Annotated in this window: 12 protein-coding genes and 2 tRNA genes; 8 read left to right on the forward strand and 6 right to left on the reverse strand. The window is 63.8% G+C overall.

Annotation, left to right across the window (positions count from 1 at the left end; translation table 11 throughout):
- Window positions 1–175 precede the first annotated feature (175 nt).
- The 3 genes from map to NLX68_RS20615 all read left to right on the forward strand — a co-directional run bounded on the left by map (window position 176) and on the right by NLX68_RS20615 (window position 4,449).
- Entirely contained in the window at window positions 176–964 is a 789-nt protein-coding gene (map, locus tag NLX68_RS20605; protein ID WP_254285586.1) for a type I methionyl aminopeptidase, read from the forward strand.
- Between the two features lie 99 nt (window positions 965–1,063).
- Entirely contained in the window at window positions 1,064–1,762 is a 699-nt protein-coding gene (locus NLX68_RS20610) for a DUF1266 domain-containing protein (RefSeq protein ID WP_254285587.1), read from the forward strand.
- Window positions 1,759–4,449, forward strand: coding sequence for a DUF805 domain-containing protein (locus NLX68_RS20615; RefSeq protein WP_254285588.1), 2,691 nt, complete (start codon window positions 1,759–1,761; stop codon window positions 4,447–4,449). The genes NLX68_RS20610 and NLX68_RS20615 overlap by 4 nt, the downstream gene beginning before the upstream one ends.
- Here the strand turns inward: NLX68_RS20615 and NLX68_RS20620 are convergent.
- The 3 genes from NLX68_RS20620 to NLX68_RS20630 all read right to left on the reverse strand — a co-directional run bounded on the left by NLX68_RS20620 (window position 4,443) and on the right by NLX68_RS20630 (window position 6,461).
- A complete protein-coding gene (locus NLX68_RS20620; RefSeq protein ID WP_254285589.1) occupies window positions 4,443–6,134 on the reverse strand; it encodes a molecular chaperone HscC in 1,692 nt (563 codons plus the stop codon). The genes NLX68_RS20615 and NLX68_RS20620 overlap by 7 nt on opposite strands.
- A 158-nt stretch (window positions 6,135–6,292) precedes the next feature.
- A tRNA-Asp gene (locus tag NLX68_RS20625) sits at window positions 6,293–6,369 on the reverse strand.
- Between the two features lie 16 nt (window positions 6,370–6,385).
- A tRNA-Val gene (locus NLX68_RS20630) sits at window positions 6,386–6,461 on the reverse strand.
- A 159-nt stretch (window positions 6,462–6,620) separates the two neighbouring features.
- On the opposite strand from NLX68_RS20630, the gene rdgC reads away from it, so the two are divergent.
- The 3 genes from rdgC (at window position 6,621) to sugE (ending at window position 9,147) form a co-directional block, all read left to right on the forward strand.
- Complete coding sequence (gene rdgC / locus NLX68_RS20635; protein WP_010224252.1) at window positions 6,621–7,541, forward strand: recombination-associated protein RdgC; 921 nt, start codon at window positions 6,621–6,623, stop codon at window positions 7,539–7,541.
- A gap of 180 nt (window positions 7,542–7,721) precedes the next feature.
- Window positions 7,722–8,681, forward strand: coding sequence for a bile acid:sodium symporter family protein (locus NLX68_RS20640; RefSeq protein WP_254285590.1), 960 nt, complete (start codon window positions 7,722–7,724; stop codon window positions 8,679–8,681).
- Between the two features lie 148 nt (window positions 8,682–8,829).
- On the forward strand, window positions 8,830–9,147 hold the full coding sequence (gene sugE / locus NLX68_RS20645; RefSeq protein WP_010224254.1) for a quaternary ammonium compound efflux SMR transporter SugE: 318 nt from the start codon (window positions 8,830–8,832) through the stop codon (window positions 9,145–9,147).
- 15 nt (window positions 9,148–9,162) lie between these two features.
- On the opposite strand, the gene NLX68_RS20650 is transcribed toward sugE, so the two are convergent.
- Entirely contained in the window at window positions 9,163–11,043 is a 1,881-nt protein-coding gene (locus NLX68_RS20650) for an MFS transporter (protein ID WP_254285591.1), read from the reverse strand.
- A 79-nt stretch (window positions 11,044–11,122) separates the two neighbouring features.
- Complete coding sequence (locus NLX68_RS20655; protein ID WP_254285592.1) at window positions 11,123–12,268, reverse strand: TDT family transporter; 1,146 nt, start codon at window positions 12,266–12,268, stop codon at window positions 11,123–11,125.
- A gap of 163 nt (window positions 12,269–12,431) precedes the next feature.
- On the opposite strand from NLX68_RS20655, the gene NLX68_RS20660 reads away from it, so the two are divergent.
- Window positions 12,432–13,643, forward strand: a complete 1,212-nt coding sequence (locus NLX68_RS20660) for an MFS transporter (protein ID WP_254285593.1) — start codon at window positions 12,432–12,434, stop codon at window positions 13,641–13,643.
- Here the strand turns inward: NLX68_RS20660 and NLX68_RS20665 are convergent.
- Window positions 13,613–14,809 carry an MFS transporter gene (locus tag NLX68_RS20665; RefSeq protein WP_254285594.1) on the reverse strand — a complete coding sequence of 399 codons (1,197 nt, stop codon included), beginning with the start codon at window positions 14,807–14,809 and terminating at the stop codon, window positions 13,613–13,615. The two genes, NLX68_RS20660 and NLX68_RS20665, sit on opposite strands and share 31 nt — an antisense overlap.
- A gap of 91 nt (window positions 14,810–14,900) precedes the next feature.
- On the opposite strand from NLX68_RS20665, the gene NLX68_RS20670 reads away from it, so the two are divergent.
- On the forward strand, window positions 14,901–15,443 hold the full coding sequence (locus NLX68_RS20670) for a TetR/AcrR family transcriptional regulator (protein ID WP_254285595.1): 543 nt from the start codon (window positions 14,901–14,903) through the stop codon (window positions 15,441–15,443).
- Window positions 15,444–15,518 lie beyond the last annotated feature (75 nt).

Consider the following 15,518-nt stretch of genomic DNA (forward strand, 5'->3'; position numbering starts at 1 on the left):
AAGCTATAGCAAGGGCCGCGCCAGAATCGGCAAGGCCTTGCTGTGTGGGGCTCGGGCGCTCACCGGCGGCTGCCAGGCTGCACCGCATTGGGCCCGCTTGCACCATCGGATGGCACAGCCAGCAGGCGTGGCCGTATCATTGGCGTACATTCAAAGAGACGAAATACCTTCCCCCATGAGCCAAGTGGTCCTGAAAAACGCCGAACAGCTGGCCCTGATGCGCACTGCCGGCCAGTTGCTGAGCCAGGTGTTCGCCCACCTCGACAGTTTCATCGCCCCCGGGGTCAGCACCCTGCAGATCAACGACCGGGCCGAGGCGTTCATCGTCGATGTGCTCAAGGCGCGCCCGGCGAGCAAGGGCCAGTACGGCTTTGCCTATTCGCTGAACACCTCGGTCGACCACGTGGTGTGCCACGGCGTGCCGCACGCCGATGAGGTGCTCAAGGCCGGCTCCATCGTCAACGTCGATATCACCCTGGAGCAAGGCGGCTACATTGCCGACTCGTCGAAGATGTACTGCCTGGAGCAGATCGATGCCGCCGCCCGGCGACTGGTCGACACCACCTATGCCGCGCTCTGGCAAGGCATTCGCCAAGTGCGCCCCGGCGCGACCCTGGGCGATATCGGCCACGCCATCCAGCGCCACGCCGAAGCCGCTGGCTACAACGTGGTGCGTGAGTACTGCGGCCACGGCATCGACCGGCAGATGCACGAGGCGCCCGAAGTGTTGCACTACGGCCACCCGGGCAGCGGCCTGCAGCTCAAGCCCGGCATGGTGTTCACCATCGAGCCGATGATCAACCAGGGCGGACGTGGCGTGCGCACCCTCAAGGACGGCTGGACGGTGATCACCCGCGACCGCAGCCTGTCGGCGCAATGGGAACACACCATCGCCGTCACCGCCGACGGTTTTGAAGTGCTGACCCTGCGCGAAGAAGAGCGCGCCATGCTGGCCAGCGCTTAACGCAGCGAATCCGGTTTGCCGCGCATCGCGCGGCTCTCTACAATCCGCGCCATTACGGCCGGCACCCGCACACTCCTCTACCGGCCCCGGAGCTTTTTCATGGAAGAAATCGAGCAGCACTGGCTGTACGCCCTTTCCGCGCCCATGGTCGCCCTCAATGGCGCCAGCTACACCGCGGCGACTTACTTCGAACTCGACGAGGAGGACGGGGCCGACCTGAAAAAGTGGTGGAGCATCACCAATCGCCAGGAGCTGCTGGACATGCTCAGCATGGCCGACACCGGCCACGCCCATCGGGTCAAGGACGCCTACTGGCAAGCCGCGCGCTGCCTGCCCAGCGAATGGCAGCGGGTGCTTGAGCTGTTGAGCCCACGCCAACGCATCGAGTACCAGTTCGCCCTGCGTACCCTCGCCGATTGCGGCCAGGGCGGCGTACGCGCCTGGGACATCGGGCGCATGAGCTACCTGCTGCGCGCCGGCCTGCGCAGGGGCTACGTCAGCCTCGATGAAAGCCTCTGGCTGCACGGCCGCCTGGCCCTGCGTGCACGCCACTACTACAACGACTGGGACCGCTACCTGGCCGGTTACCTGTGTGGCAGGGCGCTGTGGAACTGCTCCAGCAGCAGCGACGAGGAACTGGCCCGGAGCCTGGAACGCCAGGGCAGCGAACACAGGAACCGTTGCATCATGATGAACCTGAGCCAAAACGCCCTGGGCTTTTTCGCCAACATCCCCTGGGACCTGCCACTGAACCTGCCTGAACGCCCTGACACCCTGCCGAAGGATTGCTGGTCATGAGCTGCTGGATTCGCCTGGGCATCGAGCCAACCAACGATCCCGATGTCATCCGCGGCGCTTACCGCGCACTGTTGCCGCAGCACCACCCGGAAACCGACCCGCAAGGTTTCCAGGCCCTGCGCGAAGCCTATGAGCACGCCCTGCGCCTGGCCCGCGACGAGCAGGATGAGGACCTTGAGCACGACGATCCGGTGCCTGCGCGCAATACACTGATCGAACAGACCATGGCGGACTTCGCCAAGCTGCTCGCCGACCCGACCCGGCGCTTCGATCCGCCGGCCTGGCAGGCCTTCATCGATGGTTTCAGCAGCTTGACCCTGGGTGACCAGGAACAGATCAGTTGGCACCTTCTGTACAACCTGATGGAGGCCGGCCCGTTGTCGCACGCCTGCGTGCAGCTGATGGCCACTCACCTGGGCTGGGAAAACGAAGTGCTGCGTCTGGAGGATCCGCGTCAGGCCGACGAATTCCTCGAAAGTATCAGCGAGCCAGACCCGTTCGACACCCGCGTAATGAAACACTGGTCGGCCGAAGCGCAGGTCGAAGCCCTGTGGTTCGCCAGGAACCTGGATTACTTCTACCATAACCGGCCGCTGTTCGAATTCGAGAGCTTCGCCACCCTGTACACCTGCATGCCGTTCCCGGATGACCAGGCCTATATCCAGCGCCTGCTGGCGCAGCTGTGCCAGGCCGGCATCGGCAACACCTGCTTGTTTGCCTTGATCGCCGAGCAACAACGCCAGGCGCCGGACGATATCGACCTGCTGTATATGCTCGCTTGCCAGGCCAGCGACACCGGCCAGGTAGAGCTGGCCCGCCAGTGCTGGACCCGCCTGTGGCGCGAACACCAGTACCCGGAAGCCGCCCGCTGGTTGCTGAACCTGTGCGCCAAGCACCAACCGCAGCGCCTGCCGCTGCTGATCCAGGCCATGGATCGCCTGGATCCGGTATACGAATGGCCGCAAGACCTGAACGACCCTGGGCAGATCTGGGGCAGCCCGTCGCAGCGCCCGGAAACCGTGACGCGCTTGGTCGAAGCCGCGCGTAACGAGTACGAAGGTATCGCCGGGATTTTCGTCAAATGGTACCTGGACGGCGAAGATGAACTGCCGCTGCTGGCCTGGCTGCTCGACGATCAACCGGACCGTCAGTTGCAGCGCCTGTACCGCCACGCCTGGGCCCTGACCCGCGGTGACAGCGGCCTGCTGCGGCAGATCCTGGACGAACCGCTGGGCGATGATCCGCTGGAGATCCTGATCCTCGAAGGCTTCAAGTACCAGGCCGAGCAACAGTTGCGCTGGCTCAACCAGTCGCCGCTGGCCCTGGCCCTGACCGCCTTCATCAACAGCCCTTCGGCGCACCCGCAACTGCCCGAGGTGCTGTGCGAAGGCAGCGGCCTGTCGGTGGCCCGCGACTGGCTGCGGCGGGTACGCAGCTACCCGGCCGCAACCCTGCCCAAGCTCACCGAGCTGATCAAGCCGGGCAACCTGATGCCCGAGCCCTATGGCGTACAGCTGCTTGCGGAACTGGCCGAGGCCGGTATCGAGCTGCCGCGCCCGCCTGCCGACGACGGCCTGTGGACCTGGCACCGGCAGAACCTGTTCATGCTCGCCCTGATCGATGAACCCGAGCGTTGGCTGGCGATGGTGCCGACGCAACTGCTGGCAAGCCTACCGTATGCGCCTGGCCATCCGTTCGCCGGGTTGCAGCAGTTGCTGCTACGCCTGCAGAGCCAGCAAGGCAACGTCAATGGCCTGCTGGGCTGGCTGGACGACAACGATCCGCTGCAGCACTTTATCAGCCAGCGCCTGCTCACCGTGCAACAAGCCCTGGACAGCGCCAAGCTGCCCAGCAACCTGCAACTGTATGCCTGCCTGGAGCACGACCCGCACGCGTTTGACGATGACGTGCTGGGCATGATGGTGCTGTGCGGCATCCTCTATCACGACCCGAGCCTGAGCGCCGAACAGCATGGCAGCCTGCTGCGGCGCATCTCCACCCTGACCTGCCCGGATGCCTGGTTCGAACCGTTTCGCAGCGGCCTGATCAAGGGCGAACCGGTGCGCCCGCCACGCAAGGTGCTGGAAGAAGACGAGCTGATCAACAGCACGCTGTTCTACAGCATGCTCGACGCCCTCAAGAACCTGGCACGCTACGGCAGCGCCGGGGTACCGCGGGCCAAGGTGCTCAAGGAGCTGCAGCGCGGCAAGGATTACCCGGGCATGGACGCCGGCATCCGCGCAGCACTGACGGCATTGCTGTCGTGGTCTGAGCGCCTGCTGCTGGCCAACACCGGCAGCCAGCCGGTACCGGCCTCGCACCTATGGAAACTGGGCAGCCGCCTGGGTCGCAAGGGCTATGGCGTACAGGTGGTCGGCAGCGTCTTGCTCGGGCCGATCCTCACCCTGACGGCCAGCACCTCGCTCGGGCAGGCCTTCTTCGGCCTGCTGTTCTTCGGCCTGCTCGGCAGTGCCACCTTGCGCCGTCTGCACGATATTGGCCGGGGCATCCCGACGATGATCATCTTCGCGATGCTGCTCCCGTTCCTGCACTTCTTGCCGTTGGTGCTGCTGATACTGCCAGGCGAACCGCTGCCCAACCGCTACGGTGTACCGCCCGTCCATCAGCCACAGGACAGCCTGCACAGTGGCCTGCAAGCCGCCCTGCGGCGGCTCAACGGTCAGTAACGCAGTTCGTCCAGCGCCTCGATGAGGCGCTGGCGAGCGTTGGCGATCTCTGTCGATTGCTGGCCGGCCAGTACTGAGCTGAACTCGTTGAGCCAGTCACCGATCAGGTCGCGGTCATTGCCCAGGGTCTGCGCCCAGGCGCGCTCCAGGCGGGCCAGCAAGGTCCGGTTGGGCAATGCGTCGCGCGGGTGGATCTTCAGCCCGGCAAGGCGCGCATGGCTGGCTTGGCGCGCTTCTTCATCCAGCCCGGTAGGGCTGCGATCGATCACGTGGCTGAACTGCTCACCAGTACCCGGCAAGGTGACATCGACTTCCAGCAGGCCGTTGATGTCGTAGCTAAAACGCACGTCCAGGCGCTGGAGCTTGCCGTTTGGCGTCAGCGGGACCTTGAAGGAATCGACAAAGATGTTGTCTTCGACCCTCGGTCGCTCGCCCTGATAGACCCGGATGCTGATCATTTTCTGTTCAATGTGGGTGCTATAGAACGGCTTGATCCGTGAAGTCGGAATCACGGTATTGCGGTCGATGATCGGCGCAAAGATCTCGCTCTGGTATTCACCATCCACCGCGGCGATACCCAGGGTGTAGGGGCAGACATCAGTGAGGATCAGCTCTTCGATCGCCGAATCGCGCGCCTTGCACGCCGCCTGGGTGGCGGCGCCGAGGGCAACGATGGTGTCCGGGTCGAGGTGACGGTAAGGCAGGCGGCCGAACAGGGTCGAGACCATCTGCTGGATCACCGGCATGCGCGTGGCACCGCCGACCAGCACCAGGCTGTCGAGGTCGCTGGCGCGCAGGCGCGCATCGCGCAGGGCCTGCTCGATCGGCGCACGAATCCGCGCCAGCAAAGGCGCCCAGATCTTCTGCGCACGGGTGTCATCCAGCGACCACTGGCGGCTGACGCCGTCACCGTTCCAGCTCAATTGCTGCTCGCCCTCGCCCAGTTTGCACTTGAGCTGCTCGATGGCATCGGCAAGGCTGGCCAGGGCCTGGGGCGCAAGCATCGCAGGCTTGAGTTGCCAGTCCTGCAAGCAGGCCTGCAGCAAGGCGGCGGTAAAGTCTTCGCCGCCGAGGAAGTTGTCGCCGGTCGAGGCGTGTACCTCGATCAGCGGTAGTGCGTACTCCAGCACCGTGACGTCAAACGTGCCGCCGCCAAGATCGAAGATCAGCGTGCGCTCGAACTTCTGCTCGTGCAGGCCGTAAGCCATGGCCGCGGCCGTCGGTTCGTTGATCAGGCGCTGGACTTTCAGCCCGGCAAGCTCGGCGGCAAAGCTGGTGCGCTTGCGCTGCTCGTCGCTGAAGTAAGCCGGCACGGAAATCACCGCTTCGCTGATCGGGCAGCCGAGAAAAGCTTCGGCATCGGCCTTGAGGGAACCGAGCACCAGCGCCGACAGTTCTTCGGGGCTGAAGGTCTGGTCACCGAGATTGATCTTTTTTTCGCTGCCCATGAAGCGTTTGAAGGCGGCTGCGGTGCGTTGCGGATGAGTGGTCAGGCGCGAGCGCGCAGCCTTGCCGACCAGGATGCTGCCATCTTCGTCGAGGCTGACCACCGAAGGGGTGAGCACGTCGCCAAGGGCATTGGGAATCAGTTGTGCCCGGCCATCTTGCCAGACCGCCACCAGGCTGTTGGTGGTACCCAGGTCGATACCCAGCATTGGCGCCGGGGAAGTGCTTGCATCCTGCATGTTCGATCTCTTGCTCAGAAGTGGGGCTGGCACGGAGAAAAACAGTAGCGTCCCAGCGTACTGGTGGATTCTGGACGAATTCCAGAAACAAAAAAAGCGACCCTAGGGTCGCTTTCTTTGTGGCTTCCGGGTGTTCAGTGGGCCCTGGAAGCTAAATATGGCGCAGCGGACGGGACTCGAACCCGCGACCCCCGGCGTGACAGGCCGGTATTCTAACCGACTGAACTACCGCTGCGCGATACACTGAGAAGTGGTGGGTGATGACGGGATCGAACCGCCGACCCTCTGCTTGTAAGGCAGATGCTCTCCCGGCTGAGCTAATCACCCTTCGTCTCGGTGTGGCGCGCATTCTACGGAGCACCGCACACTCTGGCAAGCACTTTTTTAAAAAAAATTTTCAGGCGTTCCAAAGACTTAGCGGACTTGGCCTGAAGCGCCTGCTCGGAGAATAATGCCCTCCTTATGTGTTGAGGAGAGATTCACCCCATGTGGTTCAAAAACCTGCTGACCTACCGCCTGACCCAGGACATCCCGTTCGACCCCGAGGCACTGGAAACCGCTCTGGCCAGCAAGCCGGCTCGCCCATGCGCCAGCCAGGAGTTGACCACTTATGGCTTCATCGCCCCGTTCGGTAAAGGTGAAGACGCACCGCTGGTGCATGTCAGCGGTGACTTCCTGCTGATCGCCGCACGTAAAGAAGAACGTATTCTGCCGGGCAGCGTGGTGCGCGATGCGGTCAAGGAGAAGATCGACGAGATCGAAGCCGAGCAGATGCGCAAGGTCTATAAGAAGGAGCGCGACCAGATCAAGGACGAGATCATCCAGGCCTTCCTGCCGCGCGCCTTTATTCGTCGCTCGATGATCTTCGCCGCCATCGCCCCCAAGCAAGGCCTGATCCTGGTCAACTCGGCCAGCGCCAAGCGTGCCGAAGACCTGCTGTCGACCCTGCGTGAAGTCATCGGCTCGCTGCCGGTGCGCCCGGTGACCGTGAAGATCGCCCCGAGCGCGACCATGACCGACTGGGTCAAGACCCAGCAAGCGGCGCCTGACTTCTACGTGCTGGACGAGTGCGAGCTGCGCGACACCCACGAAGACGGCGGCATCGTCCGTTGCAAGCGCCAGGACCTGACCAGTGACGAGATCCAGTTGCACCTGGGCACCGGCAAGGTCGTGACGCAACTGTCGCTGGCCTGGCAGGACAAACTGTCGTTCGTGCTCGACGACAAGATGGTCATCAAGCGCCTGCGCTTTGAAGAGCTGCTGCAGGACCAGGCCGAAGAAGACGGCGGCGACGAGGCCCTGGGCCAGCTCGATGCCAGCTTCACCCTGATGATGCTGACCTTTGGCGAGTTCCTGCCGGCGCTGTTCGAAGCGTTGGGTGGGGAAGAAATCCCACAGGGGATCTGAGTAGTGTAGCGACCTTGCCGGCCTCATCGCCGGCAAGGCCGGCTCCCACAATGGATCTGTGTACGCCGAACCGGTGGGAGCTGGCTTTGCCAGCGATCGAGCGCGCAGCGGTCGTGTTCCAGACGACACTTGACGTGCTGGCTCCCACAGTATTTGTACATAATAAGAAGGACCTGCGCCATGCGTGCCCTCGCTGCCCTCAGCCGCTTCGTCGGCAATACCTTCGCCTGGTGGGTGCTGTTGTTCGCCATCCTGGCCTTCTTGCAACCGCAGTGGTTCATCGGCCTTAAAAGCGCCATCGTGCCGCTTCTCGGCCTGGTCATGTTCGGCATGGGCCTGACCCTCAAACTTGATGACTTCGCCGCCGTCGCCCGCCAGCCCTGGCGCGTGGCCCTGGGCGTGGTCGCGCATTTCATGATCATGCCCGGCGTGGCCTGGCTGTTGTGCCAGTTGTTCCAGCTGCCGGCGGAAATCGCCGTGGGCGTGATCCTGGTGGGCTGCTGCCCCAGCGGCACTTCATCCAACGTCATGGCCTGGCTGGCCAAGGGCGACCTGGCCCTGGCCGTGGCGATTGCCGCCGTCACCACCCTGCTCGCCCCGCTGCTGACCCCGGCGCTGATCTGGCTGCTGGCCTCGGCCTGGCTGCCAGTGTCTTTCCTCGACATGTTCTGGTCGATCCTGCAACTGGTGATGCTGCCGATCGTGCTTGGCGTGCTGGCTCAACGCCTATTGGGCGCGCGGGTACAACTGGCGGTGCAGGTGCTACCGCTGGTGTCGGTGGTCAGCATCGTGATGATCGTCTGCGCCGTGGTGGCCGCCAGCCAGGCGAAGATCGCCGAATCCGGCGTACTGATCATGGCGGTGGTCATGCTGCACAACGGCTTTGGCTTCATGCTTGGCTATATCACCGGCAAGCTGTTCAAGCTGCCGTTGGCACAGCGCAAGTCGCTGGCGCTGGAAGTCGGCATGCAGAATTCCGGGCTGGGCGCGGCCCTGGCCAGTGCACACTTTTCGCCATTGGCGGCGGTGCCCAGTGCACTGTTCAGCGTCTGGCACAATATTTCCGGGGCGTTGCTGTCGACCTGGTTTCGGCGCATGCAAGAGCCGGAGATAAAGCCTGCCGTACACCCGGTGGCCTGATCTTCCTGACCCGCGATGCGATGGGGCTGACAGCCCAGCTTGCAGTCGAAAACCAACTTGGGCACCATACCGCCCACTGTGAGGACGGCCTCACGACGCACCGCGTGACCATTCCGGGGACGGCCCCATCACTTGATGGAGACTCTGCATGTCCTGGATCATCCTGTTTTTCGCCGGCCTGTTCGAAGTCGGCTGGGCCGTCGGCCTGAAGTACACCGACGGCTTTTCCCGCCCCCTGCCCACCGTACTGACCGTCGCCGCGATGGTCATCAGTCTCGGCCTGCTGGGCCTGGCCATGAAAGAACTGCCGCTGGGCACTGCCTACGCAATCTGGACCGGCGTCGGCGCAGTCGGCACGGTGATCGCCGGGATCATCCTGTTCGGTGAATCCATGGCCCTGGTACGGCTGGTCAGCGTGGCGCTGATCATCTGCGGCCTGGTCGGGCTCAAGGTCAGCACCAGCTGACCCTGCCCCGCCGCTTCAGCGTGAGTCGCCGCGCAGTGCGCTGACCCGCTCGCGCAGCATTACCGGCTCTGCCGCTTCCACCGGGACGGCAGAACCGGCCACCAGGGTCACCCGCGACCACAAGCGGCGAAAGAAGCCCTTGGCCGGATCGCGGCTGAAGAAACTCCCCCACAGGCCCTGCAACGCCATCGGAATCACCGGCACCGGTGTCTGCTCGATGATCCGGCTCAGGCCGCCCTTGAACTCGTCGATTTCACCGTCGCTGGTCAGCTTGCCCTCGGGGAAGATGCACACCAGTTCACCGTCAGCCAGGTACGCGGCAATCTGCTTGAACGCCCGCTCGTAGGTCTCGATATCTTCACTGCGCCCGGCAATCGGAATCGCCCCGGCGGTACGGAAGATGAAGTTGAGCACCGGCAAGCGGTAGATCTTGTAGTACATGACAAAGCGAATCGGCCGGCGCACCGCGCCACCGATCAGCAGCGCATCGACGAACGACACGTGGTTGCAGACCAACAGTGCTGCGCCCTGATCAGGAATCTGCTGCAGGTCACGGTGCTCGACGCGGTACATGGAATGGCTGAGCAGCCAGATCATGAAACGCATGGTGAACTCGGGGACGATGCGGAAGATATAGAAATTCACCGCGATGTTGAGCAGCGACACCACCAGGAACAGCTGCGGAATGCTCAGCTCCAAGAAGCTCAGCAGCACCACGCTGAAGATCGCCGAGACCACCATGAACAGTGCATTGAGGATGTTGTTGGCGGCAATCACCCGCGAACGCTGGTCTTGCGGGGTGCGCGACTGGATCAGTGCATACAGCGGCACGATATAGAAGCCGCCGAACACACCCAGGCCGAGAATCGACCCCAACACCCACCAGGCCTGGGCAATGCCCAGTACCGCCAGCCAGTCGTACGGCGCGGCAGCTGGCAGGATCTCGCCGGAGTGCCACCACCAGAGCAGGCCGAACAGGCTCAGGCCGAAGGAGCCGAACGGCACCAGGCCGATTTCCACCTTGTGCCCGCTCATGCGCTCGCACAACAGCGAACCGACGGCGATGCCCACCGAGAACAGGGTAAGGATCAGGGTCACCACGGTCTCGTCGCCGTGCAGCCATTGCTGGGCGTAACCGGGGATTTGCGTCAGGTACACCGCGCCGATGAACCAGAACCACGAGTTGCCGACGATCGAGCGCGACACCGCGGGTGTCTGCTGAAGGCCCATGCGCAGGGTGGCCAGGGTCTGGCTGGCGATGTTCCAGTTGATGTTCAGCTCCGGCGTAGAAGCTGCGGCGCGCGGGATGCCGCGACTGGCCAGGTAGCCCAGCAGCGCCACCAGCACCACCGCCGATGACGCCCAGACGCCGTAATCGGCGCTGGACATCAGTACCCCGGCACAAATGGTACCGGCCAGGATCGCCAGGAAGGTGCCCATTTCCACCAGGCCGTTGCCGCCGACCAGCTCTTCCTCGCGCAGGGCCTGGGGCATGATCGAGTACTTCACCGGGCCGAACATGGCCGAATGGGTGCCCATGCCGAACAACGCCAGGAGCATCAGCAAGGGCATCTGGGTCATGATGCCAATGGCCCCGACCGCCATGATCGCGATCTCGGCCAGCTTGATCACGCGGATCAGCGCGTCCTTGGCGTATTTCTCACCAAACTGCCCGGCCAGCGCCGAGAACAGAAAGAACGGCAGGATGAACATCAACGCGCAGGCGTTGACCCAGATCGTACTGTCCTGGCCGTTGGCGCTGGCGATTTTGTAGAGAAACAGCAGGATGACCGACTGCTTGAACAGGTTGTCGTTGAACGCACCCAGCGACTGGGTGACGAAGAACGGCAAGAAGCGCCGTTTGCCAAGCAGGCTGAATTGTGAAGATTGACTCATCGTCCGTGTACCTGAGTGAGGCTTTGTTATTGGATACGCGCAGGCCGCACAAAGCCACAAACACCCAGGTAAATGCAATCTACTTGTTCAGGCCGGCAATGCACGGCGACACGAACAGCTCGCCATGCCAGGCACCGCGCAGGGTCAGGGCGGTGACCAGCAGCCACAGCGCGGCCAGGGCCACCACCAGCAGCATGCCCAACTCATGGAAGAAGCCCAGGCCCAGCCAGGCCGCCAGTTTCAGCGTGGCCAGGGTGTACACCCCGAGCGGGAAGGTAAAGCCCCACCAGCCGAGGTTGAACGGCATGCCGTGGCGGATGTAGCGCAGGGTGATCAGCACTGCGGTGAGCAACCACCACAGGCCCGCGCCCCACAGCACGATACCGGCAATCAGGCCCAGGCCACGGGCGATTTCACCGAGGCTGCCCAAGCCGTTGGCGGCGAAGATCGCCGGGGCATCGGCGCCGAGCAGAAGCATGCCCAGGGCACCGGTACCGATCGGCCCCAGGGCCAGCCAGCTCGACGCGGCCATGTTGGCCTGCGGCAGTTTGTGCAGGGCCATGCGCAGCATGAGGATGGTGAGGATGCTGAACGCCACCGGCAACGACACCGCCCACAGCACATAACTGGTGATCAGCACTTGAAACTGCGTGTGCGCATCCACCAGGTGCGGCGCCAACAGACCGCCACTGGCGGCGGCGACTTCGGCCGCCACCACCGGCAGCAACCACACCGCGGTCATCTGGTCGATGCTGTGTTCCTGGCGGGTGAACATCAGGTAGGGAATGGCCACGCCACACAGCAGCGCCAGGCCGACGTCGAACCACCACAGCACCTCGACCCAGGGCAGGATGCCTTCGCCCCAGCGATTGATGCCGAACACCAGGCAACCGTTGAGAATGGTCGCCAGGCCCATGGGGATGGTGCCGAAGAACATCGATACGGTGGAATGGGCGAAGATCCGCCGCGCTTCGTCAAAGAACAGTACCCAGCGCGCGGTGTACAGCAAGGTAAACAGCACGAACAGGCCGATGGTCAGCAACCACAGGGATTCGGCCAGGCCGCGCAGGCCTGGTACATCAACCTGCACCAGGGCCAGGGCGAGCACGCCGGTGCCCATGGTCGCGGCGAACCAGTTGGGGGTGAACTGACGGATCACTTCGCGCGGGTGCGCCAGCTGGCTCAGCGGGCGTAACGGCGAGGTGCGGGTTTGGCTGCAAGGCATGATGGATTCTCCTGTCCTCCGGTGAGGTTGAGGCCATCTTATGCCTGAAAAATATATCTATATAACGGGTATTTCCTCTATCTGTTATCGGTTTTACAGATATACAAATTACCTCGCCCAACGCGTATGCTCAGCACCGATAACAACAAGGACGTGGTTAACAATGCTCACCGCTATCAAAGGCTACTCGGCACAGGTTCGCCTGCTGCTGGCGACCACCTTCATCCTGACCCTGGCCCGGGCGATCACCCTGCCCTACCTGGTGGTCTACCTTGCACAGAACTTCGCCCTGGACATCAGCGGCATCGGCCTGATGATCGGCGGCGCACTGATCGTCGCCTCATTGCTGAGCCTGTACGGCGGCTACCTGATCGATACCCTGCGCAGCTACACAGTGATCATCGCCGCGACCCTGACCTTTACCCTGGCCTTCATTGGCGCGGTGGTCAGCCGCGAACTCAGCCTGTTCTTCATCTGCCTGGTGCTGATCAACCTGGCCCTGGCGGTGGTGGACATTGCCGCCAAGGCCGGCTTCTGCGCGCTGTTGCCGCTGGAAGAGCGCAGCGAGGTGTTCTCGATCAAGTACACCCTGAGCAACGTCGCCTACGCGGTCGGGCCCTTCGTCGGCGTGGCGCTGGTGCTGCTCGATGATCACCTGCCGTTTTTGCTCTCGGCGCTGCTCGGCCTGGCCATGTGCCTGAGCTACCGGCGCTGGGGCGAGCGCGCGGCGCGAGCGCGGGTCGAAGGCAGCGAACAGGCCGGGTTTCTCAGTGTTGGCGTGCAGCTGGTGAAAGACCGCCGGCTGATCTGCTTCACCCTCGGCGGTGCCCTCAGCGCGGTGGTGTTCGGCCAGTTCACCGCCTACCTGTCGCAGTACCTGGTGGTAACCAGCAGCGCCAGCGAGGCGGCGCGCTACATCAGCTACCTGGTGGCGACCAACGCGGTGACGGTGATTGCCTTGCAGTATGTGATTGGCCGGCGCATCAGCAGCCGCCAGCTGATGCCCTGGCTGATCGCCGGCATGGCGCTGTTCCTGGTCGGCCTGCTGGGTTTCTCGCTGGCCCAGTCGCTGCTGGTCTGGTGCCTGGCGATGCTGGTGTTCACCCTCGGCGAGATCATCGTCATCCCCGCCGAGTACATGTTCATCGACAGCATTGCCCCGGAGCATCTGCGTGGCGTGTACTACGGCGCGCAGAACCTGTCCAACCTCGGCGCGGCGCTGGGCCCGGTAATCTGCGGCTTTGCCCTGGCGCACCTGGTGCCGGTGGCGACCTTTTACCTGTTGATTTTTTCGGTGTTGCTGGCGGCGCTGTTCTATTACCTGGGGGCCCGCCCTGCCACACCTCAAGCCGAACAGGTGGCGGCCGAACGCTGACCGAACAGGCCGAACGCGGCCAGCAGACACAGGGCCAACAAGCCCAGGGCATACACCTGGCTAGTCGCGATCAGGCCAAAGTGGCGAACCATGAAGCCGGCCAGCAAGGCCGGCAGGCAAAACGCCAGGTAACTGAGCACATAGAAGGTCGACATCAACCCGGCCCGCTCGTGAGCTTCGGCCAGTGGCAGGGTGCTGCGCAAGGCACCGAGAAAGCCGGCGCCGAAGCCGCTGCCGGCCACCAGCGTGGCGATGAAGAACACACCCAGCGCAGCACTGTGCAGCGCCAGCAAAATCAGCGCCACACCACTGGCCAGCAGCACCGTGCCCAGACGCAGAACGCGTAGTGCCGGTTGCTGGCGCAGACTGAAGATTGCCGCCGCGCCGCTCAACGTCAGCGCGGCGACCAGCGCCCCGCCGGTAAGGTTGGAGGTGGACCCCGTGGTTTCGCGCACCAGCGACGGTGCCAGCGACAGAAAGAATCCACCCAACGCCCACACCGCGATATCCACTGGCAGCATCCGCCACAGGGCGCGACGGGCTTGCACCGGCACGCTCAAGGCCGGCTGCAGGGACGCCCAGGCTCCGCGCTGGCGGCTGACGCTTTCCGGCAGGCGCAGGAGCAACAGGGTCAGCACGGCAAACAAGCCCAGCAGCAGCCAGTAGGCCAGGCGCAATGGCCATGCAGCGTATTCGACCAACAGGCTGGTCCCCAGCGCACCGCAGGCCATACCCAGTAACGGCGCCAGGCTGTTGACCAGCGGCCCCTGGTGGCGATCGGTATCGAGCAAGGCCGCCCCCAGCACGCTGGTGGCCATGCCGGTGGCAAAGCCCTGCAGCACCCGCGCAGCGAGCAACCAGGCGACGCTGTCGGCGACGATGAACAGGCCCATGGCGCCGATTTCCAGGAGCAAGGCCGCAAGGATCAAGGGCCGGCGGCCAAGGTAATCCGACAACGAGCCGACCGTCAGCAGCGCCGCCAGCAGGCTCAGGGCATAGACGGCAAAAATCAGCGTCAACGTCGCCGCCGAGAACTGCCAGGCCTGTTGGTACAGGTGGTACAACGGCGTCGGCGCACTGGAGGCGGCGAGAAAGCCCAGCAAAGCAACAGCCAGGTACACCAGGCGAAAACCCCGGGCGCCCGGGGTTATGGACTCAAAAGCCATCAGCACTCTCCATAAAAGCTAACGGTTAGCTTTAGCGTAGTGTGCGCGCCCTCCAGCCTTAACGCAAACCCTTTGTGCTAAGGTTTGGCCCATGGCGATCAAAGAAGGTATCCGCACGGGCGGCCGCAGTGCCCGTGTGCAGCAATCAGTCCATGCGGCCGTACGCGCGTTGCTCCAGGAGCAGGACCGGGCGAGCCTGACCGTTCCGTTGATTGCCGCCCGTGCCGGCGTGACCCCGTCGACCATCTACCGGCGCTGGAGCGAACTGGCGGCACTGTTGGCCGATGTCGCCCTGGAGCGGCTGCGCCCGGATGGCGAGCCGGCCGATACCGGCAGCCTGCGCGGCGACCTGTTGGCCTGGGCTGAACAGTACCTGGACGAAATGAGCTCGGAGGTCGGCCGCAACATGATGCGCGATGTGATCAGCAGCGCCTGCCCGGGCTACTGCACGCGCATCCTGCGTGGCCAGTTGCAGGTCATCCTCGACCGCGCCGAGGCGCGCGCCGAGGCCCTGCCCGACCTCGACCGCCTGCTCGACCTGCTGGTCGCGCCGACAGTGTTTCGCATTCTGTTTGCCGAAGCACCGCCAAGCGCTCAACAGCTGCCTGCATTGGTCGACCTGGCCCTGGCTTGAGCCCTTGCGTACAACCCCCTGCGACGCTCTGCCACTGCGACCATCGTCGGCGCTGACGAAGCCTCTGCGGCGTGC

Origin of the sequence: Pseudomonas sp. SBB6, assembly GCF_024213215.1 — a bacterium.
GTDB lineage: Bacteria > Pseudomonadota > Gammaproteobacteria > Pseudomonadales > Pseudomonadaceae > Aquipseudomonas > Aquipseudomonas donghuensis.